Annotated in this window: 19 protein-coding genes and 1 tRNA gene; 7 read left to right on the top strand and 13 right to left on the bottom strand. The window is 71.8% G+C overall.

Going from position 1 to position 22,405, the window contains the following annotated elements; translation table 11 throughout:
* The first annotated feature begins 18 nt into the window (after positions 1-18).
* The 7 genes from ACZ6JY_RS34545 (at position 19) to ACZ6JY_RS34575 (ending at position 6,758) form a co-directional block, all read left to right on the top strand.
* Positions 19-795 carry a helix-turn-helix transcriptional regulator gene (locus ACZ6JY_RS34545; protein WP_469202423.1) on the top strand — a complete coding sequence of 259 codons (777 nt, stop codon included), beginning with the start codon at positions 19-21 and terminating at the stop codon, positions 793-795.
* Positions 796-898: 103 nt separating this feature from the next.
* Positions 899-2,092 (top strand): NAD(P)/FAD-dependent oxidoreductase, encoded by a 1,194-nt coding sequence (locus ACZ6JY_RS34550; RefSeq protein ID WP_469202425.1) that lies wholly within the window; start codon positions 899-901, stop codon positions 2,090-2,092.
* A 50-nt stretch (positions 2,093-2,142) separates the two neighbouring features.
* Complete coding sequence (locus ACZ6JY_RS34555; RefSeq protein WP_469202427.1) at positions 2,143-2,460, top strand: (2Fe-2S)-binding protein; 318 nt, start codon at positions 2,143-2,145, stop codon at positions 2,458-2,460.
* A complete protein-coding gene (locus ACZ6JY_RS34560) occupies positions 2,444-3,976 on the top strand; it encodes an FAD-dependent oxidoreductase (protein ID WP_469202430.1) in 1,533 nt (510 codons plus the stop codon). Before ACZ6JY_RS34555 ends, ACZ6JY_RS34560 begins: the two co-directional genes overlap by 17 nt.
* Positions 3,973-4,884 (top strand): dihydrodipicolinate synthase family protein, encoded by a 912-nt coding sequence (locus ACZ6JY_RS34565; protein ID WP_469202432.1) that lies wholly within the window; start codon positions 3,973-3,975, stop codon positions 4,882-4,884. The genes ACZ6JY_RS34560 and ACZ6JY_RS34565 overlap by 4 nt, the downstream gene beginning before the upstream one ends.
* A gap of 55 nt (positions 4,885-4,939) precedes the next feature.
* Positions 4,940-5,944 (top strand): proline racemase family protein, encoded by a 1,005-nt coding sequence (locus ACZ6JY_RS34570; RefSeq protein ID WP_469202434.1) that lies wholly within the window; start codon positions 4,940-4,942, stop codon positions 5,942-5,944.
* A 103-nt stretch (positions 5,945-6,047) separates the two neighbouring features.
* On the top strand, positions 6,048-6,758 hold the full coding sequence (locus ACZ6JY_RS34575; protein WP_469202435.1) for a GntR family transcriptional regulator: 711 nt from the start codon (positions 6,048-6,050) through the stop codon (positions 6,756-6,758).
* Between the two features lie 90 nt (positions 6,759-6,848).
* Here the strand turns inward: ACZ6JY_RS34575 and ACZ6JY_RS34580 are convergent.
* From ACZ6JY_RS34580 to ACZ6JY_RS34640, 13 genes are all read right to left on the bottom strand, one after another.
* Positions 6,849-6,936: transfer RNA gene (locus ACZ6JY_RS34580), tRNA-Leu, on the bottom strand.
* 255 nt (positions 6,937-7,191) lie between these two features.
* Positions 7,192-8,232 (bottom strand): sugar phosphate isomerase/epimerase family protein, encoded by a 1,041-nt coding sequence (locus tag ACZ6JY_RS34585; protein WP_469202437.1) that lies wholly within the window; start codon positions 8,230-8,232, stop codon positions 7,192-7,194.
* A gap of 142 nt (positions 8,233-8,374) precedes the next feature.
* A complete protein-coding gene (locus ACZ6JY_RS34590; RefSeq protein WP_469202439.1) occupies positions 8,375-9,778 on the bottom strand; it encodes a nucleotide pyrophosphatase/phosphodiesterase family protein in 1,404 nt (467 codons plus the stop codon).
* A complete protein-coding gene (gene eboE / locus ACZ6JY_RS34595) occupies positions 9,775-10,944 on the bottom strand; it encodes a metabolite traffic protein EboE (RefSeq protein ID WP_469202441.1) in 1,170 nt (389 codons plus the stop codon). Before eboE ends, ACZ6JY_RS34590 begins: the two co-directional genes overlap by 4 nt.
* 3 nt (positions 10,945-10,947) lie before the next feature.
* Complete coding sequence (locus ACZ6JY_RS34600; protein WP_469202443.1) at positions 10,948-11,796, bottom strand: TatD family hydrolase; 849 nt, start codon at positions 11,794-11,796, stop codon at positions 10,948-10,950.
* A gap of 8 nt (positions 11,797-11,804) precedes the next feature.
* Positions 11,805-12,488 (bottom strand): EboA domain-containing protein, encoded by a 684-nt coding sequence (locus ACZ6JY_RS34605; RefSeq protein ID WP_469202445.1) that lies wholly within the window; start codon positions 12,486-12,488, stop codon positions 11,805-11,807.
* On the bottom strand, positions 12,485-13,417 hold the full coding sequence (locus ACZ6JY_RS34610; RefSeq protein WP_469202447.1) for a sugar phosphate isomerase/epimerase family protein: 933 nt from the start codon (positions 13,415-13,417) through the stop codon (positions 12,485-12,487). The genes ACZ6JY_RS34605 and ACZ6JY_RS34610 overlap by 4 nt, the downstream gene beginning before the upstream one ends.
* Positions 13,414-14,400: an SCO3242 family prenyltransferase gene (locus ACZ6JY_RS34615; protein WP_469202449.1), complete on the bottom strand. Its 987-nt coding sequence runs from the start codon at positions 14,398-14,400 to the stop codon at positions 13,414-13,416. Before ACZ6JY_RS34615 ends, ACZ6JY_RS34610 begins: the two co-directional genes overlap by 4 nt.
* Positions 14,397-15,584 carry an inositol-3-phosphate synthase gene (locus ACZ6JY_RS34620; protein ID WP_469202451.1) on the bottom strand — a complete coding sequence of 396 codons (1,188 nt, stop codon included), beginning with the start codon at positions 15,582-15,584 and terminating at the stop codon, positions 14,397-14,399. Before ACZ6JY_RS34620 ends, ACZ6JY_RS34615 begins: the two co-directional genes overlap by 4 nt.
* 161 nt (positions 15,585-15,745) lie before the next feature.
* Complete coding sequence (locus tag ACZ6JY_RS34625; RefSeq protein ID WP_469202453.1) at positions 15,746-17,227, bottom strand: ThuA domain-containing protein; 1,482 nt, start codon at positions 17,225-17,227, stop codon at positions 15,746-15,748.
* A gap of 16 nt (positions 17,228-17,243) precedes the next feature.
* Positions 17,244-19,772 (bottom strand): PQQ-dependent sugar dehydrogenase, encoded by a 2,529-nt coding sequence (locus tag ACZ6JY_RS34630; RefSeq protein ID WP_469202455.1) that lies wholly within the window; start codon positions 19,770-19,772, stop codon positions 17,244-17,246.
* Between the two features lie 247 nt (positions 19,773-20,019).
* Positions 20,020-21,024 (bottom strand): sugar phosphate isomerase/epimerase family protein, encoded by a 1,005-nt coding sequence (locus tag ACZ6JY_RS34635; protein ID WP_469202457.1) that lies wholly within the window; start codon positions 21,022-21,024, stop codon positions 20,020-20,022.
* 114 nt (positions 21,025-21,138) lie between these two features.
* Positions 21,139-22,365: a Gfo/Idh/MocA family protein gene (locus ACZ6JY_RS34640; RefSeq protein ID WP_469202459.1), complete on the bottom strand. Its 1,227-nt coding sequence runs from the start codon at positions 22,363-22,365 to the stop codon at positions 21,139-21,141.
* Positions 22,366-22,405 lie beyond the last annotated feature (40 nt).

A 22,405-nucleotide genomic window follows, 5' to 3' on the forward strand; every position in this document is an offset into this window, starting at 1 on the left:
CCGATAAAGTGCCAACCCATGCCGGAGACCCGCCACACCATCCGCCACACCCCCGAGGCGCCCACCAGTACCCGTTCGCTGGCGCCCGGCGAGTCCATCGACGCGCACCGCCACGACGACCACCAGATCATCTACGCGGGCTCCGGCGTCGTGGCCGTCACCACCGACGCCGGCACCTGGTTCGCGCCCGGCACCCGGGCCATCTGGGTCCCCGCGGGCCGCGTCCACGCGCACCGCGCCCACGGCCACCTCGCGCTGCACCTGCTCGGCCTGCCCGCCGACACGAACCCGCTCGGCCTCGACGCCCCGGCCGTCCTCACCGTCAGCCCGCTGCTTCGCGAACTGATCCTCGCCTGCACCCGCGCCCCGGACGGGAACGCCGCCCCGCACGCGAACACCCCGGAGTACCGGCGTCTGCGCGCGGTACTCCTCGACCAACTCCGCGTCTCACCGCAGCAGCCCGTCAACCTGCCCGCACCCAAAGACCCTCGCCTCGCCGCCGTCTGCGGCCAACTGCACCGCGACCCCGCCGACGCGCGTGGCCTCGCCGAGCTGGCCTCCGCGGCCGGGGCGGGCGAACGCACCCTCAGCCGCCTCTTCCGCCGCGAGTTCGGCATGACCTTCCCCCAGTGGCGCACCCAACTCCGCCTCTTCCACGCCTTGCGCATGCTGGCCGACGGCACACCCGTCACCACGGTCGCGCACCGCTGCGGCTGGGCGTCGGCCAGCGCGTTCATCGACGTGTTCCGCCGCTCCCTCGGCTACACCCCGGGCACTCACAACCGAGGCGACTGACCGACCCCCCCACACACACCCGACACCGACGACGCCCCGCCACCCAACTCCTCATCCTGCACGCCCTCTTGGCAGCCCCAGTGCCATGTGAAATATTACTGCCGTGCTCACGAGACACCCCTCCGGACAACCGGAGTTCTCGGACGTCATCGTCGTGGGGGCAGGGATGATCGGCGCGGCCTGCGCCTACTACGCCTCCCGCGCCGGCCTCCACGTCACCGTCATCGACCGCGGCCCCGTAGCGGGCGGCACCACGGGCGCGGGCGAGGGCAACCTCCTCGTATCCGACAAGGAACCGGGACCTGAGCTCCAACTGGCCCTGCTGTCCGCCCGGTTATGGACCGGCCTCGCGGCCGAGTCACCGCCTGGCATCGAGTACGAGGGCAAGGGCGGCCTGGTCGTGGCCTCGACGGAGGCGGAACTGACGGCCCTGCGCGCCTTCGCCGCCGAACAGCGACGCGCGGGCGTGACAGTGACCGAGGTCCCCGCCGACCGCCTCCCCGACCACGAACCCCACCTCGCACCCGGCCTCGCCGGCGGCTGCCACTACCCGCAGGACGCGCAGGTGCAGCCGGCCCTTGCCGCGGCACACCTGCTGCGGGCGGCGGCCGACGCGGGACACCTCACGCTGCGGCTGGGCGAGGAGGTCACGGCGGTCCTGACGGCCCCGAACGGTACGGTCCGCGGCGTACGGACCCCGGCGGGCGAGATCCAGGCCCCCCACGTCGTCAACGCCACCGGCACCTGGGGCGGCCAACTGGCCCGCATGGCGGGCGTGGAGCTGCCGATACGCCCCCGCCGCGGCTTCGTACTGGTCACCGAACCGCTGCCGCGCATGGTGCGGCACAAGGTGTACTCCGCGGAGTACGTCGCCGACGTGGCGAGCGACTCGGCGGCCCTGCAGACCTCCGCCGTGGTCGAGGGCACCCAGGCGGGCCCGGTCCTGATCGGGGCGAGCAGGGAACGTGTCGGCTTCGACCGCACGCTGTCGGTGGAGGCGCTGCGGCGCCTGGCGTCCCAGGCGACCCGCCTCTTCCCGGCCCTGGCCCAGGTCCGCGCGATCCGCGCCTACGCGGGCTTCCGCCCCTACCTCCCCGACCACCTCCCGGCCATCGGCCCCGACCCCCGGGCCCCCGGTCTGCTGCACGCCTGCGGCCACGAGGGCGCGGGCATCGGCCTGGCCCCGGCGACGGGCCTGCTGATCGCCAAGTTCCTGACGAACGACGACCCCCCGCTCGATCCGTCCCCCTTCGCCCCCGAACGCTTCGCCCCGGAACGCCTCGCCCGAAGCACCTGAAGCACCCGAAGCACCCGAAGCACCTGAAGCACCCGAGAGGAGCCGCCCTCATGGGGCAAGCCAAAAAGACGCCCGCTGACCTCGTGGGCGCAGCCGACGCCACGCACACGCTGACCTTCGACGGCCGCCGGATAACGGCCCGGCCGGGGCAGTCCGTCGCCGCCGCCCTCTGGACGGCGGGAATCCTCGCCTGGCGGGAGACCCGAGGCACGGCCCAACCCCGCGGAGCCTTCTGCGGGATCGGCCAGTGCTACGACTGCCTGGCCACCATCAACGGCCGCCCCAACCGCCGCGCCTGCCTGGTGACCGCCCGACCGGGCGACGTGGTCACCACACAGAAAGGCCACGGCCATGCCGAGCCCGAGTGACCCGTACGACGTGGCCATTCTCGGTGCGGGCCCAGCAGGCCTGGCAGCGGCGGTCACGGCCGCCGAACACGGCTTGTCCGTAGCCCTGTTGGACGCCGCTCCACAGCCCGGCGGCCAGTACTACCGTCACCCGGCCCCGGCGACGGGCGCCACCCGCCCCGAGGCGCTGCACCACGACTGGCCCGCTTTCGCCGACCTCCGCGACCGCCTGAACGCCTCCGCACGCGTCACCCGGCTCTACGACCACCATGTGTGGTCGATGACCCGCGAGACGCCCGACGCCCTGTGGCACGTCCACGCCCTGCCCTGCGAGGGCGACGAAGCCAGCGGGGGCGGCGAGAACAGCAAGGCCAGTGAGGCCGCCTCCAGCGTGGGCACCACAGTCCGATCCCGCGCGGTACTCCTGGCCACCGGCGCCCACGAACGCCACCTCCCCTTCCCCGGCTGGACCCTCCCCGGCGTCATCAGCGCGGGCGGCGCCCAGGCCATGCTGAAGTCCGGCCTTGCCCTGCCCGGCAGACGCGTCGTCGTCGCGGGAAGCGGCCCGCTCCTGCTCGCCGCGGCCACCTCGCTCACCTCCGCGGGCGCGGACGTCCCCGAAGTGATCGAAGCCTCCGGCTACCTCGGCTACGCCCGCCACCCCGCAGCCCTCGCCGCCAACCCCCAGAAGCTCACGGAAGGCGCCCGCCACGGCATGGCCCTGCTGCGCCACCGCGTACGCCTGCGCACCCGCAGCGCGGTCACCGAGGCGCACGGCACGGACCGCGTCGAGGCGGTGACGGTCTCCCGCCTCGACCAGGACTGGCGCCCGCTGCCCGGCACGGCCCGCCGCATCGCCTGCGACGCCCTCGCCACGGGCCACGGCCTTGTCCCGCAGACGGACCTGGCGACCGCCCTCGGCTGCGCCACCCGCCGCGCCGCCGACGGCACGTACGCCCTGGAACTGAGCCCTCTTCAGGAGACCTCGCTGCCCGGCCTGTGGGCGGCGGGCGAGACGTCCGGCATCGGCGGAGCCCAAGCCGCCTGCGTCGAGGGCGAGTTGGCGGCCCTGGCGATCACCGCCCGGCTCACCGGAAGGCGACCGGCCCCCGCCCCGCGCCTGCGCGCCCTGCGGCGCCGCCGCGACCGCATGCGTGCCTTCGCCGACGCCATGGCCACCGCGCACAGGCCGGGCTCCGGCTGGACGCGGTGGCTCACCGACGACACGGATGTATGCCGCTGCGAGGAGGTACCGGCGGCCCGTATCCGCGAGGCGGTGGCGGACCACGGCGCCCGTGACCCCCGTACGGTCAAGCTCCTCACCCGCGCGGGCATGGGCTGGTGCCAGGGCCGCATGTGCGGCACGGCCGTGGCCTGCCTGGCCGCCGCCGCGCCCGGCGCCACCGCCGCGCCCCCTGACCGCCGCCTCCTCGCCACCCCCGTACCCCTTGGCACCCTCGCCTCACTCACCCCACCCATGGACCCACCACCCGCGGATTCCCAGGACCAGGACCCCCCGGAAGGGCAGCCCTCATGACCACGAACACCACCTGGACCCCGTCCCGCCCCTGGCGCGGCATCATGGTCGCCACCGCGCTCCCCCTGCGCGAGGACCTCTCCGTCGACTACGACGCGTACGCCGAACACGTCCGCCACCTCCTCGCGAACGGCTGCGACGGCGTGGTGCCCAACGGTTCCCTGGGCGAGTACCAGACCCTCACCGACGACGAACGCGCCCGCGTCGTGCGGACCGCCGTCGAGGCCGCGGGCGACGGGGCCCGCGTGATGCCGGGCGTCTCCGCCTACGGCAGCGCCGAGTCCCGCCGCTGGGCCGAGCAGGCGGCCGAGGCGGGCTGCGGCTCCGTACTGCTGCTGCCGCCGAACGCCTACCGCGCCGACGAGCGGGCCGTACGCGCCCACTACGCCGAGGTGGCCGGGGCCGGCGTGCCCGTGGTCGCGTACAACAACCCCCTGGACACCAGGGTCGACCTGACACCGGAGCTGCTGGCCCGGCTCCACGGCGACGGCACCGTCGTGGCGGTGAAGGAGTTCAGCGGCGACGTGCGCAGGGCGTACGAGATCGCCGAGCTGGCCCCGGAGCTCGACCTCCTGGTCGGTGCCGACGACGTCCTGGTCGAGCTGGCCCTCGCGGGCGCGGTCGGCTGGATCGCCGGCTACCCGAACGCCTTCCCCGCCGCCTGCGCCGAGCTCTACCGCGCGGCCTGCGCACACGACCTGGAGACGGCGCTGCCTCTCTACAGGGCCCTGCATCCGTTGCTGCGCCAGGACTCCCGGACCGAGTTCGTGCAGTCGATCAAGCTCTCGATGGACCTGGCGGGCCGCCGCGGCGGACCCACCCGACCGCCGCGCGTCCCGCTCAGCGGCCCCACGGAGGCGCTGGTACGGGCGGCCACCGAGAAGGCGCTGGCGGCGGGCCACCACTGAGCGCCCCCCGAAGCCCCGGGCCCGGACCCGGTACAACCATCTGGAAAGGAGACACATGCGCACACGCCACGTCTTCCACGCCGTCGACTCGCACACCGAGGGCATGCCCACGCGCGTGATCACCGGCGGCGTCGGAGTGATCCCGGGCGCCACCATGGCCGAACGCAGGCTGCACTTCATCGAACACCTCGACCATCTGCGCACCCTCCTGATGCACGAGCCGCGGGGCCACTCCGCGATGAGCGGCGCGATCCTCCAGCCGCCGACCCGCCCCGACGCCGACTACGGCGTCCTCTACATCGAGGTGTCCGGCGTACTGCCCATGTGCGGGCACGGCACGATCGGCGTGGCCACCGTCCTGGTCGAGACCGGCATGGTCCCGGTCACCGAGCCGGTCACGACGGTGCGCCTGGACACCCCCGCGGGCCTGGTCCGGGTCGACGTGAGCGTCACCGACGGCGCGGCGACCTCGGCGACGCTGACCAACGTTCCCGCGTTCTGCGTCGCCCTGGACCGCAAGACCGAGGTGCCGGGCCACGGCACGGTCACGTACGACCTGGCCTTCGGCGGCAACTTCTACGCCTTCGTGCACCTCGAAGCCCTGGGGCTGCCGTTCGACCGCGCCCGCAAGGACGACCTGCTCGCGGCGGGCCTCGCCACCATGGAGGCGATCAACGCCTCGCCGGACCGCCCGGCCCATCCCGAGCAGCCCGACATCGCCGGGCTCAAGCACGTCTACCTGATCGCGCCCGGCTCGGACGCCCACCGCTCCCGGCACGCGATGGCGATCCACCCCGGCTGGTTCGACCGCTCCCCCTGCGGCACGGGCACCTCGGCCCGCATGGCACAACTGCACGCCCGCGGCGAACTGCCGCTGGAGCGCGACTTCGTCAACGAGTCCTTCATCGGTACGGAGTTCACCGGCCGGCTCATCGGCCGGACCGAGGTGGCGGGCCTGCCCGCGGTCGTGCCACGGATCACCGGACGGGCCTGGATCACCGGCACGGCCCAGTACTTCCTCGCCCCCGACGACCCCTTCCCCGCAGGATTCACCCTCTGAACCCGGTCTGAACCCGGGGTTCAGCCACCCACGGACCCCAACTGGCAACGTGACATTGTACGTTGGTGATCCGCGCGGGCGGGGCATCACCGGAGGGGACACCATGGGCCACCTGAAGCAGAAGAACCTGATCACGGCCAGGGAGCGGCTGCGCGACCAGGTCGCCCACGCCCTGCGGGCCGCCCTGATCTCCGGCGAGCTGCGCCCCGGCGAGATCTACTCCGCACCCGGCCTCGCGGAGGACTTCGGCATCTCGGCGACGCCCGTGCGCGAGGCGATGCTCGACCTGGCGCGCGAAGGCCTGGTCGAACCGGTCCGCAACAAGGGTTTCCGCGTGACCGAGGTCAATGAGCGCGACCTCGACCAGTATACGGAGATCCGCCTCCTGATCGAGGTGCCCATGATCGGCCGGATCACCCGCACCGCCGCCCGCGAGGACCTGGAGGTGCTGCGTCCGATCGCCGACGAGATCGTACGGGCCGCACACGATCACGACCTCATCGGCTACCTGGAGGCCGACCGCCGCTTCCACCTCTCGCTCCTCGCCCTGTCGGGCAACGACCGCCTGGTCGAAACGGTCGGCGACCTCCGCAAACGCTCCCGCCTCTACGGCCTGACCACCCTCGACGAACGCAACCAGCTCACCCCGTCCGCCGAGGAGCACAGAGAACTCCTCGACCTGATGCTGGCGGGCGACGCGAAGGCAGCGGAAAAATGCATGGCGCGACACTTGGGCCACGTACGGTCACTGTGGGCGGAGGGGAAGACGGAGGGGGATGCGGCGGGAACGGCGACGGAGGGCCACGGCACGTGATCGCCGGCAACGCAAAAGACCCCTGACGAGCAGGGGTCTCAGCCGATTCCACTGTTACTGATGTTGTGCTGGTGCTGCTGCTGGTCTTGCTGGTGTCCGAGGGGGGACTTGAACCCCCACGCCCGATAAAGGGCACTAGCACCTCAAGCTAGCGCGTCTGCCATTCCGCCACCCGGACTAGGTGTCTGCCGCTGCGCGGGGCGTTCCCCGCGGCGACATGGACAACAATACCAAGGTTTCGGAGTGCCTTTCACCTGCATATCCATCCGGCGGCGGGCGGGCGCAGGACACCCCGGCACGCCGACCGGCGAGCACCTCACGAGCAGTGACCGGACGACTACGGACGCCTGCGCCGGCAGGTGATGAGCGCACGCCGTCGATGGGCCCCTTCCCGCAGCGCTGCGGGAAGGGGCCCCTCCATGTCCGCGCGGGGTCAGTCCCCGCAGCGTCCGGACCGCAGCGAGTGCAGGTGCTCGCTGGACTTCCGGGCGAAGGCGAGGGAGTCGACCGGGTTGTCGTGCTCGGTCTGCCAGTGGTGGTAGCGCCGCCCCTGGTGGGTGCGTGCCGTCACCTTCGACAGGAACTTCTTGTAGTCGATGTCTCCGTCCCCGACGTCGGACATGCGGTAACCGTCGCGGGTCGTCTCGTCACGGACGCCGTCCTTGACGTGGAACAGCGGGTAGCGGTGCGGCTGCTTGAGCACGTAGTCGAGGGGCTCAAGGCGAGCGGGCTTGCCGTCCGGGCGCTTGCTGAAGCGGAACTGGGCGCAGAAGGCCCAGTAGATGTCCATCTCCAGATACGCGAAGTCGGGGTCGGTCTCGGCGAGGAGCACGTCATAGAGGCGCACCTTCGGATTGTCCGTGGCGAAGGAGAACTCTTCGGCGTGGTTGTGCTGGTAGAACTTCATGCCGCGCTTGCGGGCCGCCTCGCCGTACTTGTTGAAGTCCTCGGCGGCGCGCTTCCAGCCGTCCACCGTCGACCCGTAGCGGAAGGGTCCCGAGGCGGTGCCGATGTGCTTGAGGCCGAGGGCCTGGGCGTCGTCGAGGACCTTAGTGAGGTTCTGCGCGAACGTGTAGGCGCCGGGGTTGTTGTCGTCGTAGTAGCCCACATGGGACCCGATGGGGTTCAGACCGTGGTCGCGGGCCAGCGCCTTGAGCTGGGCCAGGGTGATGGCGCCCGCGGACCCCTGGGTGTAGCCGGCGAACTCGATCTCGTCGTAGCCGTACTTCTCCAGCTCGGCGAAGACGGGGGCGAATCCGAGGGTCGAGACCTTGTCGCGCAGGCTGTAGAGCTGGATGCCGAGCCGCCCGGGCGGGAGAACGGGGCCGCCTCGGCCCTTCTGCCCCGCGGCGGCCGGGGTGGCCGCACCGCCGACGAGGGCGGCGGCGGTGGCGCCCGCCGCCACACCGAGCATGCCGCGGCGGCTGAGTCTGTGGGCGAGCTCGGTGTCGGCGGACGTCGTCTTGCGGTTCATGCTGTTCTCCTCGGCCAAGTCAGGGGCGTGTCAGGGATGGGTTCGAAGAACGGATCAGGGATCACTCGGGGCCGCACCCCGATGGCAGGGCCCGGCCCCTCTGGTTCAGTGGGAACCAGACGACTTCAGCGGCGCGGGCCGCTCACTGCAGGCCCGCGAGATGGAGCAGGAGTGATTTCACATCGGTGGCCGCGACGCGGCCGCTGACGGCGCGGGGGGTGGAGCACAGGATGAGCGGACTTTCGTCCTCGCTCGTGGGGAGGCGGCCGTGGCTGCCTCGAATAGGTGCGGGATCCAGGGGCACGACCGCCATGCGGTAGCGCATGCCGAGCTTCTTGCGGGCCAGCGCGCTCGCGGCCTTGACGCGGACGTAGGGGTCCTCGGGGTCCATGAACAGCTCGACGGGGTCGTAGCCGGGTTTGCGGTGGATCTCGACGAGCTGCGCGAAGTCGGGCGCGTGGGCGTCGTCGAGCCAGTAGTAGTACGTGAACCAGGCGTCGGGCTCCGCGATGGCGACGAGTTCGCCGGCGCGCGGGTGGTCGAGATGATGCGCCTTCTTGCCCTCGTCGTCCAGAAGCTGCTCGATGCCGGGTACGTCCGCGAGCGCGGCTCGGGTGGCTTCGAGGTCTTCGGGGCGGCGGACGTAGACGTGGGCGATCTGGTGGTCGGCGACGGCGAAGGCACGGGAGGCCATCGGGTCGAGGTATTCCATGCCGTCCTGGGTGTGCACTTCGAGCAGCCCCGCACGGCGCAGCACGCGGTTGATGTCGACGGAGCGGTTCACCCGGGTGATGCCGTATTCGGAGAGGGCGACCACCGTGCGGCCCTCGGCCCTGGCGTCGTCGAGGAGCGGGGCGAGGGTCGCGTCCAGGTCGGCGGCCGCCTTGAAGGAGCGCGGGTCGTCGGGGCCGAAGCGCTGCAGGTCGTAGTCGAGATGAGGGAGGTAGCACAGGGCCAGGTCGGGGCCTCGGGTATCGATGATGTGCCGGGTCGCGTCCACGATCCACTGGCTGGACACGAGGTCGGCACCGGGCCCCCAGAAGTGGAACAGCGGGAAGGTGCCGAGCTTCTCCGTCAGCTCGTCGTGGAGTTCGGGGGGCCGGGTGTAGCAGTCGGGTTCCTTGCGGCCGTCGGCGTAGTAGACGGGGCGCGGGGTGACGGTGTAGTCGGTGTCCGCCCCCATGGCATACCACCAGCAGATGTTGGCGACGGTGTAGCCGGGGTGTGCGCGGCGGGCGGCGTCCCACAGCTTGTCGCCGGCGACCAGGCCGTTGTGCTGGCGCCACAGCAGTACGTCGCCGAGTTCGCGGAAGTACCAGCCGTTGCCGACGATGCCGTGTTCGGAAGGGGTGGTGCCGGTGAGGAACGTGGACTGGGCGGCGCAGGTCACGGCGGGCAGGACGGTGCCGAGTGGTGCCCGGGAGCCGGACTGGCCGAGCGCCTTGAGATGGGGCATGTGGTCGAGGAGACGCGGGGTGAGGCCGACGACGTCCAGGACGAGAAGGGGGGTGGGCCGGTCGGTTCGGCCGCTGGGGAGCTGGCTCATGGGAGTTCCTTCAGGCCGAGGTCCGTCAGGAGGTCGCGGGCGAGGGTGAGCTCGGCGGCGATGCCCTCGGCGAGCTGGGAGCGGCCGCGTGGGCGGAGTGCGGGCGGCAGGGCCTGCCAGGTGTACGTCTCGACCTCGAGATGGCGGGTGAGGGGGACGGGCCCGCCGACGAGCCGGGCGAGGGCGTCCCGCAGTACGGGGAGTGTGGAGGTGAGCGGTGCGGCGGGGGCCGCGTGCAGCGGGACGTGGAAGTGGGCACGCCAGGGGCTCGTGTCGGGCAGCGCGTGGGGGGTGAGGGCCTCGCCGAGGTCGTCGGTGCCGCGCAGTCCGGTGTCAGTCCGGGTGCGGGTCTGGTGGAGGAAGCGGGGCTCGTCGAAGGCGGCGAGGGCCTCGCGCACATCGGGAAGGTGGGGGTGTTCGGCGTGCAGGGCGGCGGACAGCTGGGATTTGACGACGGGGATGCCCGCGCTGGTGAGGGCGTCGAGGGCGGTCGCCGGATCTTCGAAGGAGGTGGCGAGATGGCAGGTGTCGACGCACACACCGATGCGGTCGTGCCCGACGTCGGTGAGCGGGGCGATGGCGTCGGCGGTCGTCTCGATGGTGCAGCCGGGCTCCGGTTCCAGTCCGACGCGGATGGAGCGGCCGGTCAGCTCGGCGAGGGCGTCAAGGCGCTGGGCGAGCGCGGTGAGGGCCGTGCGGGCGGACTCGGCGTGGCCGGCGTCGAAGGGCGTCCGCCAGGCGAGCGGAAGGGTGGAGATGGTGCCTTCGGTGACGTCGTCGGGGAGCAGGGAGGCCAGCAGGCGGGCCAGGTCCGTGGTGTGGGTGAGCCGTTCGGGGTCGGTCCAGTCCGGCTTGTACACCCGGTATTTGACCTCGTCGTCACCGAAGCCCTCATAGGGGAAGCCGTTGAGGGTGACGACTTCGAGGCCGCGCCGGTCGAGTTCGGTGCGCAGGCCGCGCAGCGCCGCCGGATCGGTGATGAGGGCGCGTGCGGCGTCCTTGGCGAGCCACAGGCCGATGCCGATGCGGTCCCTGCCGAGCCTCTTGCGGACGGGTTCGCAGTGGTCGCGGAGCTGGGCGAGGACTCCGTCGAGGGTCTCGGCCGGATGGACGTTGGTGCAGTACGCGAGGTGGACGGTGGAGCCGTCGGGGTGCCGGAAGCGCATGGCTCACGCACCGCCGCGCAGGATGGAGTTTCCCTCGTGGGTGGCGTCGGTGCCGGTGACGTCCAGGGCGAGGCGGCCGCTGAGCCCGTAGAAGGCGACGGGGTTGCGCCACAGCACCAGGTCGACGTCGTCCTCGTCGTAGCCCGCCGCGAGCATGGCGTCGGCGACCTTGCGGGTCTTGAGGGGGTCGCTCTTGCCCCAGTCCGCGGCGGAGTTGACCAGGACCCGCTCGGGCCCGAAGTCCCGGAGGATGGCGACCATCCTCTCCTCGTCCATCTTGGTGTCGGGGTAGACGGAGAAACCGAGCCAGCAGCCGCTGTCCTTGGCCTCCTTCACGGTGGTCTCGTTGAGGTGGTCGATCAGGACGCGGTCCAGCGGCAGGGCGGACTCCCGCACGACGTCGATGGTGCGGCGCAGGCCCGTGAGCTTGTCCCGGTGCGGCGTGTGCACGAGGGCGGGCAGCTCGTGGTCGGCCGCGAGCTGCAACTGAGTGGCCAGCGCGGCGTCTTCGGCCGGCGTCATGGAGTCGTAGCCGATCTCGCCCACGGCGACGACGTTGTCCTTGAGGAGGTAGCGCGGCAGCTCGTCGAGGACCGGCGTGCAGCGCGGATCGTTCGCCTCCTTGGGATTGAGGGCGATCGTGCAGTGGTGGGCGATGCCGTACTGGGCGGCGCGGAAGGGTTCCCAGCCGAGGAGGGAGTCGAAGTAGTCGAAGAAGGAGGCGGGCGAGGTGCGGGGCTGACCGAGCCAGAAGGCCGGTTCCACCACCGCGCGGACACCCGCCGCATACATCGCCTCGTAGTCGTCGGTGGTGCGGGACGTCATGTGGATGTGGGGGTCGAAGATGCGCATCGGGACTCCTATTCCTCGCCGGTGGAAGGGGCCACAGGGCCGGTGGGCGCAGCCGGGGTCGCGGTGCTCACCGGATCGGTCAGGGACAGCACGCGGTGCAGATCGTCCGGCACGTCACGCCCGGCCGCGGTGCGTTCGCTCGCGAAGTCGGACAGCATGCGGGCGAGCTCCATATCGCCTCCGGCCCGCCTGGGGAGATCGGCGACGGCATTCACGGGGACACCGGTGAACAGGCACTTGAGGACGGCGTGGCGCCAGTCGTGCGGGGCGAGGTGCTCTGCGGCGTACGGGCCTACGGCCGCGGCGACGAGCCGCGTGTCATTGGTCCGCAGGGCGTCCTCGACCAGGGGCAGGGCCTCGGGCCCCGGCACCAGGTGCGGCAAGGCGTGCAGAACGGCACGCCGCTCGGGGGCGGTGCCCTGGCCGTAGACGCGGGCGAGGGTGGCCGGGGCGGCGGACGCCGCGTGCAGGAGCAGGACGCGGGCGGCGTCGGCGTGGTCGGCCCCGCAGCGCCGCCCGGCTTCGGCGAGCCGCAGCTCCCACGTGGGCACCGACCTCTGCGTCGGCTGCTCCGGACGCCCGGCGTGGGCCGCGGCTTCGGCGAGGGCCTGGTCGAGCCAGGCGCGGGCGGCTCCGCCGAGGTCGGCTTCGAGACGCGTACGGAGGGCGGCGATCCCGGGGGTGTCGGTCACGATGTTCCTCCTTCGGCGGCCGCGAGTGCCCCACCTCGCCGCCCCGAGGCCACGGCCTTACGGAGGAACTCGATCGACTCCGTGGCGAGCTGTGGCCCGGCGTGGGAGTGGCGGGGCAGTTCGACGACGGTCAGGCCTTGATAGCCGCCGGCGGCCAGGGCTTCGAGGACGGGCGGGAAGTCAATCTCCCCGTCACCGAAGGGCAGGTGCTCGTGGACGCCGCGGCGCATGTCCTCGATCTGGACGTGGTGCAGCCAGGGAGCGGCGGAGCGTACGCAGTCGGCGGGAGGGAGCGGTTCGAGGCACTGGCAGTGGCCGATGTCGAGGGTGAGACCGAGGAGGCCGGGATCGGGAGCGCCGAGTTCGGCACGGAGGCGGTGGAAGTCGGCGAGTGAGGAGAGGAGGTGGCCGGGCTCGGGTTCGACGGCGAGCGGGATGCCGGCGGTGGCGGCGGCCTCAAGGACGGGGCCGAGGGCGTCGGCCAGCCGCTTCCAGGCGATGTCGTCGGAGGTGTCGGCCGGGGTGATGCCGCTGAAGCAGTGCACGGCGTGGGCGTTCAGGTCGGCGGCGACCTGGACGGCACGTATCAGCAGCCGGACGCGTTCGGATCGGCGCTCCGGATCGGGGTCGAGAAGGGAGGGGCCGTGTTTGCGGCGCGGGTCGAGTACGTAGCGGGCGCCGGTTTCGATGGTGGCGGTCAGGCCGAGGCGGTCGAGCCTGCGGGCCACGTGGCGGGTGCGCTCGGCGAGGTCGGGGGCGAGGGGGTCGAGGTGCATGTGGTCGAGGGTGAGTCCGACGCCCGCGTAGCCGAGGTCGGCGAGGAGGTCGAGGGCGTCGTCGAGACGGAGGTCGGTGAGGCCGTTGGTGCCATAGCCGAAGCGGACTCCGCCGGGCAGGCCGTCGGTGGGGCGGGGACCGGTGTCGCTCATGTGACGCTCACCTTCCGTGCGAACCTGCGGGCGGCCGGGGCGAGTGCGGCGGTGAACAGAGCGGTGCCCACGGCTCCGGCCCGGGCGGCGAGCGCCGCCTGGAGCGGGATCATGGCGCGGATACCACCGCCGACGGCCCGTTGGGTGAGCGGAGGTGAGGGATTGAGCACCGCGTGGAAGAGAGGCTTGGCGGCGGTGCCGACGTAGGCGAGAGCGAGGGCGGCGCGCAGGACGTGGCGTGGCGCGACACGGGCATCGACGGCGCCGAGCGAAGAAGCGTGACGCACACGGAATCCCGAGTCACCACTGCGGGTGCCGGAAGCTCCGGTGCCGGTGCCGGTGCCGGTGCCGGTGCCGAAACCTCCGCCGCCCACGAGCCGTCCCACCACCCCCGCGACCACCAGCGCGGCCAGTGGGGCAGCTGATGAGCCGCCCTGGGCTTCGCGGCGGGACACCACCGTTACCGCGAGGGTGTGCGTGGCGAGGGCGGTGGCCGAGGGCAGGGCTGCCCTGGTGGGTCGGCGGTGGCCCGGGCCGGCCGTGGCTGTCGCGCCGAGGAGGAGGTCGAGGCCTCGGGCGGCGGCCATGGCTGCCGGGCCGGCGGGGGTGTGCTTCAGGCCCAGGTCGTAGGCCCAGACGGTGCCTGCGAGGGCACCCGCCACCGCCAGGGCCGGGCGGCCGGCGCGGGCGGCGGCGGTGAGACCCACCGCCGTGAGCGCGGTGGCCGCGGCCAGGGCCGCGGGAGGGGTGATGCGGCCGGAGGGCAGCGGGCGTTCGGGGCGTTCGACGGCGTCCTCCGCCTGGTCGGCCCAGTCGTTGAGGGCCATGCCGGCTTCGTACAGGCAGAGGGAGGAGGTGATGGCGAGGAGGGTGCGGCGGTTGGGCGTCAGGCCGGTCGTCGCCGCTCCGGCGAGGGCGTCGCCGGGGACGGTGAACAGGGCTGGCAGACGCAGCAGTTCGGCCCAGTCGCGGGCGGCGGTCATCGGGCGTCCCGGAGGCGGTCGGCGAAGCCGAGCAGGGCCGTGTACTGCTCGCCCAGGGCCGCCGGGGCTCCGGCGTCCGGGTCCTTGAAGTAGAAGGCGAGCTCCGGCAGGGGACCGGTGATGCCGCGTTCGTGGGCTCGGGCGGTCAGGCGGGCCAGGTCGAGGATCAGGGGTGCCGCGAGGGCGGAGTCGCAGCCCTGCCAGGTGGTCTGCAACACCATGCGGGTGCCGAGGAAGCCGTCGAAGGCGATGTGGTCCCAGGCGGTCTTCCAGTCGCCGAGGGAGGGGACGTCGTCGATGTGGACCTGGCCCTCGGGGGTGGTGCCGAGGGTGTCGGCGAGTACGCGTTCCTTGCCGGCGTTCTTGGCCGCCGCGGCGGCGGGGTCGGCGAGGGCGGCGCCGTCACCGCCGCCGAGAAGGTTGGTGCCGGACCAGGCCCGTACGGCGAGCGCGCGTTGGGCGAACATCGGGCCGAGCACCGACCGCAGAAGGGTCTGGCCGGTCTTGCCGTCGCGTCCGGCGTGGGGCAGCGCGGCGGCGAGGGCCGCCTCGGACAGGTCGGGGTGGTGCAGACCCGTGGAGGGGGTGAAGTTCACGTAGGGGCAACCGGCCCTGAGCGCGGCTGCCGCGTAAAGCGAACTGGCAGGCAACCGCCCCTCATCGCCCGGCCCGCTGGCAGCCCCGGCAGCTCCGGTAGCCCCCGCGGCCCCGGCGCCCCCGTCGGCGGAAAGCGGCTCCGTGGACGCCACGTTCACCACGATCGTGTGCGTCAGGCCCCGGCGCCGGGTGAAGTCGCGCAGGTCTTCCGCGAAGGCGGCTATCAGTTCCTCGTCGGTGCGGGTGTCGCCCGGCTGGGGGCCGCCGGGGCGGATCTCGTTGTCGGCCGCGGTGAGTTCGGCGCGGACGGCCGAGGGGAGGCTGTGCGGCAGGACGCCGCCGGCGGCGAGTTCCTCGGCCCGCTTGGGCAGGGGGCAGTTCGCGGTGTCGTGGCCGCCGAAGACCAGTGACGACAGCTCCGGCAGTCCGCAGTCGGCGAAGGGTGGCGTCTCCGTGACCATGCCGATGGGTGGTTGCAGCCCGGCGGCCACGGCCGCGCATCCCGCGACGGCGGTGGTCGCGACCGAACCACGCGCGCCGATCAGCCAGACGCCGACGGGAGAGTGGGAAAGCGCGGATGTGGACATGGGTGCCTCCTGCCATGACGCGGGGAAAACGCGACGCGAGGTACAGATGACGTGGGTGACATGGAGTGGGGGGGGACGGAACCCGAGACCGCAGGCCCGGGGCCCGAGGCCAGGGGCCCAAGACGGCGGGCGGAGGTCCGGCGTCCTCCGCCCGCCGTCGTCTAGCGGCCCCCTCCTGAGCCGGGCTTCGGGGAAGAGGAGGAGGTGGGAGAAGGAGACGCGGAGGGCGCGGATGAGCGCTTCCCCGTCAGCTCCTTCAGGCGGATGTCGCGGAAGGAGACCTCATCGGAGTCACCGTGGTTCTGGATGCCGATGTGCCCCTGCCGCAGGCTGCGCGCCGGATCGGTGTTGGTGAAATCGTTGACCTTGACACCGTTGAGGTAGACGCGAAGGCGTTCGCCCTCGACGCGGATCTCGTAGGTGTTCCACTCCCCCGGCGGGTTCAGCGCCTTGTCGCGCTTCTTCAGGTCGGCGGAGCGGAAGCCGTAGACGGAGCCCGTCGTCTTCTCGGGGACGTCCGTGGCGTCGATCTGGATCTCGTAGCCGTTGTTGACCGCCGACCAGGGATCGTCGGAGGCCGGGAAGCCCACGAAGATGCCGGAGTTGTCGTCCCCGGACATCCGCCAGTCCAGCTTGAGCGAGTACGAGCCGAGCTCGCGCCGGTCGTACCAGAGCATGCCCATACCGCCGACGGTCGACAGTGTTCCGTCGTCCTCCTTCAGGGTGAAGGAGCCGGGGCCCGCCTGTTTCCAGCCTTCCAGCGAGGCCGCCGTGCCGTCGAAGACCGGCGTGTAGCCCTTCTCGGGCCGGCAGTCCGCCTGGACGGCGCCGACCGCCCAGCGGATGCCGCCGAGCAGATGCCGGCGGAAGTCCGGTTCGGCGTAGGACTCCTTGGTGTGGCCGCCGCCGGTGTAGAAGGAGCGGCCGCCCTCGTAGTCCTGGCACCAGGCGATCGGGTGGTCCCCCGACATGGTGCCGCCGGAGTACGACGACTCGTCGAGGGTGGCCAGGACGCGGGCCCGGTCGCGCGGGTTGGAGCGGTAGTTGTACCACTCGTCGGTGCGCTCCCAGGCGCCGCTGCCCAGGTGGGCGGTGGCCGGGTGGGCGTGGTCCTCGACGTGGACCTCGGCCTGCTGTATCGCGGGGTGCGACTGGAAGTAGGCGCCCGCGAGCCCGCCGTAGAAGGGCCAGTCGTACTCGGTGTCGGCGGCGGCGTGTACGCCGACGTAGGCGCCGCCGCCCCGGACGTAGCGCTCGAAGGCGCGTTGCTGGGTGGCGTTGAGGACGTCGCCCGTGGTGGAGAGCCAGACGACGGCGTCGTAGCGGCTGAGGTTCTTGGCGGTGAAGGCTCCGGCGTTCTCGGTGGCGTCCACCGTGAAGCCGTTGGCCGCGCCGAGTTCCTTGACGGTCTCGATGCCGGTGGGGATCGAGTCGTGCCGGAAGCCCGCCGTCTTGGAGAAGACGAGGACCCTTTCACCGGCCGCCGCCTTGCCGCCGTCTCCCTGGCCCTGCGCCTTCCCCCGCACCTTTCCCTGTCCCTGTCCCTGCTCGTGGCTGGGCTTGGACGCCGCCGGGCCGGACACGCACCCGATGAGCAGAGCGGCCGCCGCCGTCGCGGTGAGAAGCCGAGCTCGTTTGCGCATGGTGGTCACTCCCCTCTCAGTCGGAAGCCTTGGCCAGCTTGCCGGTGGCCGAAACGCCGGTGGCCGACTTCGTGGCCGAAGCCGCCTTCGTCGTGAAGGTGAAGTCGTCGACCTCGTAGAGCGCCCCGGAGCCCTTGCCCTTGAAGACCAGGTAGAGCGTGGTGGTCCTGGCGGACGGCCGGGTGATCTTGGTGCTGACGTCGGCGTACGTCTCCCACGAGCCGGTCGGCGTGACCTTCGCGGTGCCGAGCAGCCTGCCCTTCACGGAACCGCTGCGGACCTCCAGGGTGCCGCCGGCTCCGGCGGACGCGACCCGCGCGGTCAGCTTCGTGGCGTTGCCGAGGATGTACGGCTCGAAGGAGATCCAGTCGCCGTTGTGGATGTCACCGACCGTCTTTCCGCCGTGCGCGGGGGTGTGGTTGGTGATGGCGACGCCCTTGGACTCGTTGTAGTGCTCGCCCTGGCGGTGCTTGGGCTGGACGACGTTCTGGTCGTGGGTGGTCAGCGCGGGCTGGCCGTTGGCGCCCTTGTCGGTGTACTCCGCGTCGAAGACCCCGAAGATGTTGGCGTTCGGGTCGTGCTCGCCGTCCGCGGAGGTCTGGATGGTGCCGGAGCAGCCGTTGGCCGAGGTGACGGGGTGGCCGTGGCTGTCGTGGCCGAGGATGTGGGTGACCTTGACCTTCGTGCAGTCGACGGGTCCGTCCTCGGGGTCGGTGGCCTTCACCTTGAAGGGCACCTTGTCGCCGAAGGTGAAGAGCTGGCCGTCACCGGGGAGCTCCAGGGTGACCTTGGGCGCGGTGTTGCCGACGGTGACGTGGGCGCTGGCGGAGCCGGTGCGTCCGGTGGAGTCCTTGACGGTCACGGTGGCGGTGTAAACACCGTTCTTCTTGTATGTGTGCGTCGGGTTCTGCTGGGTCGACTTGTCGCCGTCGCCGAAGTCCCAGGCGTAGGTCAGGGTGCCGCCGTCGGCGTCCGTGGCCTTCGCGGTGAACTTGGTGCGCAGCGGGGCCTGGCCGCTGGTCTTCGACGCGCTCGCCTCGGCGACCGGGGAGTGGCCGTCGGTGGCGTTCTCGATGCGGTAGAGCCCGGAGTTCTCGTCGCCGCCGAACCAGGCGGTGCCGTAGTCGAGGACGTAGAGGGCGCCGTCGGGGCCGAACTCCATGTCCATCACCTGGGTTCCCGTCCACGGGAAGGGGTTGATGGACTGCACGGCGCCGTCCGAGCCGTGCTCGATGCGCTTGATCCAGCGGCGGCCGAACTCACCGGCGAAGAAGTCACCGTCGTAGGCCTCGGGGAACTTCACGGGCGAGGTGTTGTCCGCGTCGTAGCGGTAGACCGGGCCGCCCATGGGGGACTCGGAGCCCGAGCCGAACTCGGGGACGGAGCCGCCGTCATACGGTATCCACGCTTCCTGCGCGGGCGGCAGGTCGGTGAGGCCGGTGTTGTGGGGCGACTCGTTCTTGGGGGCCGCGCAGTCGAAGGCCTCGCCGGAGGTGCCGGTGGCGAAGTCGTAGTCGACGTACGGTTCGTTCTTGCCGGTGCAGAAGGGCCAGCCGAAGTTGCCGGCCTTGGTCACGCGGGCGAACTCGACCTGTCCGGCGGGGCCGCGCTTGGGGTCGGCCGCTCCCGCGTCGGGGCCGTAGTCACCGACGTAGACGATGCCGGTGGGCTTGTCGACACTCATCCGGAAGGGGTTGCGGAAGCCCATCGCGTAGATCTCGGGGCGGGTCTTCTCGGTGCCCGCGGCGAAGAGGTTGCCGTCCGGGACGGTGTAGCTGCCGTCGTCGGCGACCTTGACGCGCAGGATCTTGCCGCGCAGGTCGTTGGTGTTGCCCGCGCTGCGCCGGGCGTCGAAGGCGGGGTTGCGGGTGGAGCGCTCGTCGATGGGCGTGAAGCCGTCGGAGGCGAAGGGGTTGGAGTCGTCGCCGGTCGACAGGTAGAGGTTGCCGTCCTTGTCGAAGTCGATGTCACCGCCGACGTGACAGCAGGTGCCGCGGCTGGCGGGGACGTCGAGGACCTTCTTCTCACTGGCGTTGTCGAGCGTGCCGTCGGCCTTGAGGACGAAGCGGGAGAGGCGGTTGACGCCGTCGAACTTCTTGAAGTCCTCGGCCGTGCCGTTCTCCGGCGCGTCACCGGCCGGGGTGTCCAGCGGGGGCGCGTAGTAGAGGAAGATCGCGCGGTTCTCGCTGAAGTTCGGGTCGATCCCGACGCCTTGCAGGCCCTCTTCGTCGTGCGAGTAGACCGGTATCTTGCCGGCGATCTTGGTGTTGCCCGCGGCGTCGGTGAGGCGCAGCGTGCCGTCGCGGGAGGTGTGCAGGACCGAGCGGTCGGGGAGCACGGAGAGCGTCATCGGCTCGCCCGTCTCCGCGGCGCCCTTGGCGAGCGTGACCTGCTGGAAGTCTTCGGCGACGGGGGCGGCCGCCGAAGGCGGGTCCGCGGGTACGGCACCGGCTTGGGGTACGGCGAGGACCAGGGACGCACCGGTGAGCAGTGCGCCGGTGACCAGGGCGAGGGATTTATGGAGTCTCAGGCGTTTCCTGTGCACGGAAGTTCCTCCGAAAGGGGGACGGTCGTACGCGGGTGCTTGCGCCGTGCGCCGGGGCGCGCCGTCACCCCGGTCAGTGCGTGTCCTGTACACCTCAGGGACGGTAGCCACGTTTGTCTCGGGCGGAAAGCCCTTGCGCGGCATAGAAGTTGAACTTTTTCCCGTCGCTGGACAAACATGTAAGGCCATGTAGGACTACGTGGGCCGCGTCGGACCACCGGCAGCGGTCGGTCCGGACGACGCGTGCCTAGTCCGAGCCGCCGAACGCCGCGTCGAACGACGCCGTCGGTGCCTCGAAGTCGTACGCCTTGAGGTGCTTGAGTGCCTCGGGGGCGCCCTGGAGACGGTCCATGCCCGCGTCCTCCCACTCCACCGAGACCGGGCCCTCGTACGCGATGGAGCGCAGCATGCGGAAGACGTCCTCCCACGGCACGTCCCCGTGTCCGGCCGACACGAAGTCCCAGCCGCGCCGCGGGTCGCCCCACGGGAGGTGGGAGCCGAGGCGGCCGTTGCGGCCGTCCAGGCGGCGCCGGGCCTCCTTGCAGTCGACGTGGTAGATGCGGTCGCGGAAGTCGTACAGGAACCCGACCGGGTCGAGGTCCTGCCAGACGAAGTGCGAGGGGTCGAAGTTGAGGCCGAAGGCGGCGCGGTGGTTGACCGCCTCCAGGGCCTTGTGGGTGGTCCAGTAGTCGTACGCGATCTCGGAGGGATGCACCTCGTGGGCGAACCGGACGCCTTGCGCGTCGAAGACGTCCAGGATCGGGTTCCAGCGGTCGGCGAAGTCCTCGTAGCCCCGTTCGATCATGGATTCGGGGGCCGGCGGGAACATCGCGACCAGATGCCAGATCGAGGATCCCGTGAACCCGACGACGGTGTCGACGCCGAAGGCGGCGGCCGCCCGTGCCGTGTCCTCGATCTCGGCGGCGGCCCGCTGCCGCACGCCTTCCGCGTCGCCGTCGCCCCAGATGCGGGCCGGCAGGATCGCCTGGTGCCGCTCGTCGATGATCGCGTCGCAGACGGCCTGGCCGACGAGGTGGTTGGAGATCGCCCAGCACTTGAGCCCGTACTTGTCGAGCAGTGCGTGCCGCCCCGCCAGATAGCCGGGATCGGCGAGCGCCTTGTCGACCTCGAAGTGGTCGCCCCAGCAGGCGAGTTCGAGTCCGTCGTAACCGAAGTCGCGGGCGAGCCCGCACACCTCTTCGAGCGGCAGATCGGCCCACTGACCGGTGAAGAGCGTGAACCTACGGGGCATGACCGGGGCCTCCTCGGGCGGGAATCAGGCGGGGAACAGGCGGAATGGGGCAAAGGGATCGGGCAAGGGAATCGGGCGAGGAACCGCGCCCACGGGGCGGAACAGCCGCAGCCGTCAGACCGGCACCTTCGTGTACACGGAGTTCTTCGCCGCGCTCTCCTCCACCGCCGCGAGGACCCGCTGCACGGAGAGCCCGTCGGCGAAGGACGGTTCGGTCCGCGCTCCCGTGGCGATGGCGAGCACCAGGTCGCGGGCCTGGTGCACGAAGGTGTGCTCGTAGCCGAGGCCGTGCCCCGGCGGCCACCAGGCCTCCACGTAGGGGTGTTCCGGCTCGGTCACGAGGATGCGGCGGAAGCCGGAGGAGACGGCGGGTTCGGTGTGGTCGTGGAAGGAGAGCTCGTTCAGGCGTTCCAGGTCGAAGGCGAGCGAGCCCTCGGAGCCGTTCAGTTCGAGCCGCAGCGCGTTCTTGCGGCCCGCGGCGAAGCGCGTCGCCTCGAAGCTGGCGAGCGCCCCGGAGGGGAACCGGCCGGTGAACACCGCCGCGTCGTCGACCGTGACCGTGCCGCGCCGCGCGCCGCCGGCCGCGGTGAGCCCACTGGACGCCCCGTCGAGCAGCGGCCGCTCCCGTACGAAGGTCTCGGTGAGCGCGGAGACACCCGCCACCTGCTCCCCCGCCAGGTACTGCGCGAGGTCGACGATGTGCGCGCCCAGGTCGCCGAGCGCCCCTGACCCCGCGCGGTCCTTGCGGAGCCGCCAGGTGAGCGGGAACTCCGGGTCCACCAGCCAGTCCTGAAGGTACGTCAGGCGTACGTGGCGCAGCGCGCCGAGCCGCCCTTCGACGACCATCCGCCGGGCGAGGGCGAGGGCGGGCACCCGCCGGTAGTTGAAGCCGACCATCGCCACCTGCCCTCGCGCACGGGCCCGCTCGGCGGCCTCGACCATGGCCTCGGCCTCGTCGACGGTGTTGGCGAGGGGCTTCTCGCAGAGCACGTGTTTGCCCGCGTCGAGCGCGGCTATGGCGATCTCCGCGTGGCTGTCGCCGGGGGTGCAGATGTCGACGATGTCGACGTCGTCCCTGGCTATCAGGGCCCGCCAGTCGGTCTCGGCGGCGGCCCAGCCGAGCCGGTCGGCTGCGGAGCGGACGGCGTCGGCGTCCCGGCCGCAGACCGCCGCGAGCACCGGTTCGACCGGCAGGTCGAAGACGCGCCCCACGGTGCGCCAGCCCTGGGAGTGGGCGGCGCCCATGAAGGCGTATCCGACCATGCCCACCCCCAGTGGCCGCTTCCCTGCCCCGGGGTCGGGCTCGCCCTGCTCGGAACCACGCGAATCGCGCTCACGCATGCGGTAATCCTCCTGATCGACGCTCGGTGGGGGGTGCGGA

The organism is Streptomyces sp. NPDC046335 (genome assembly GCF_055587985.1).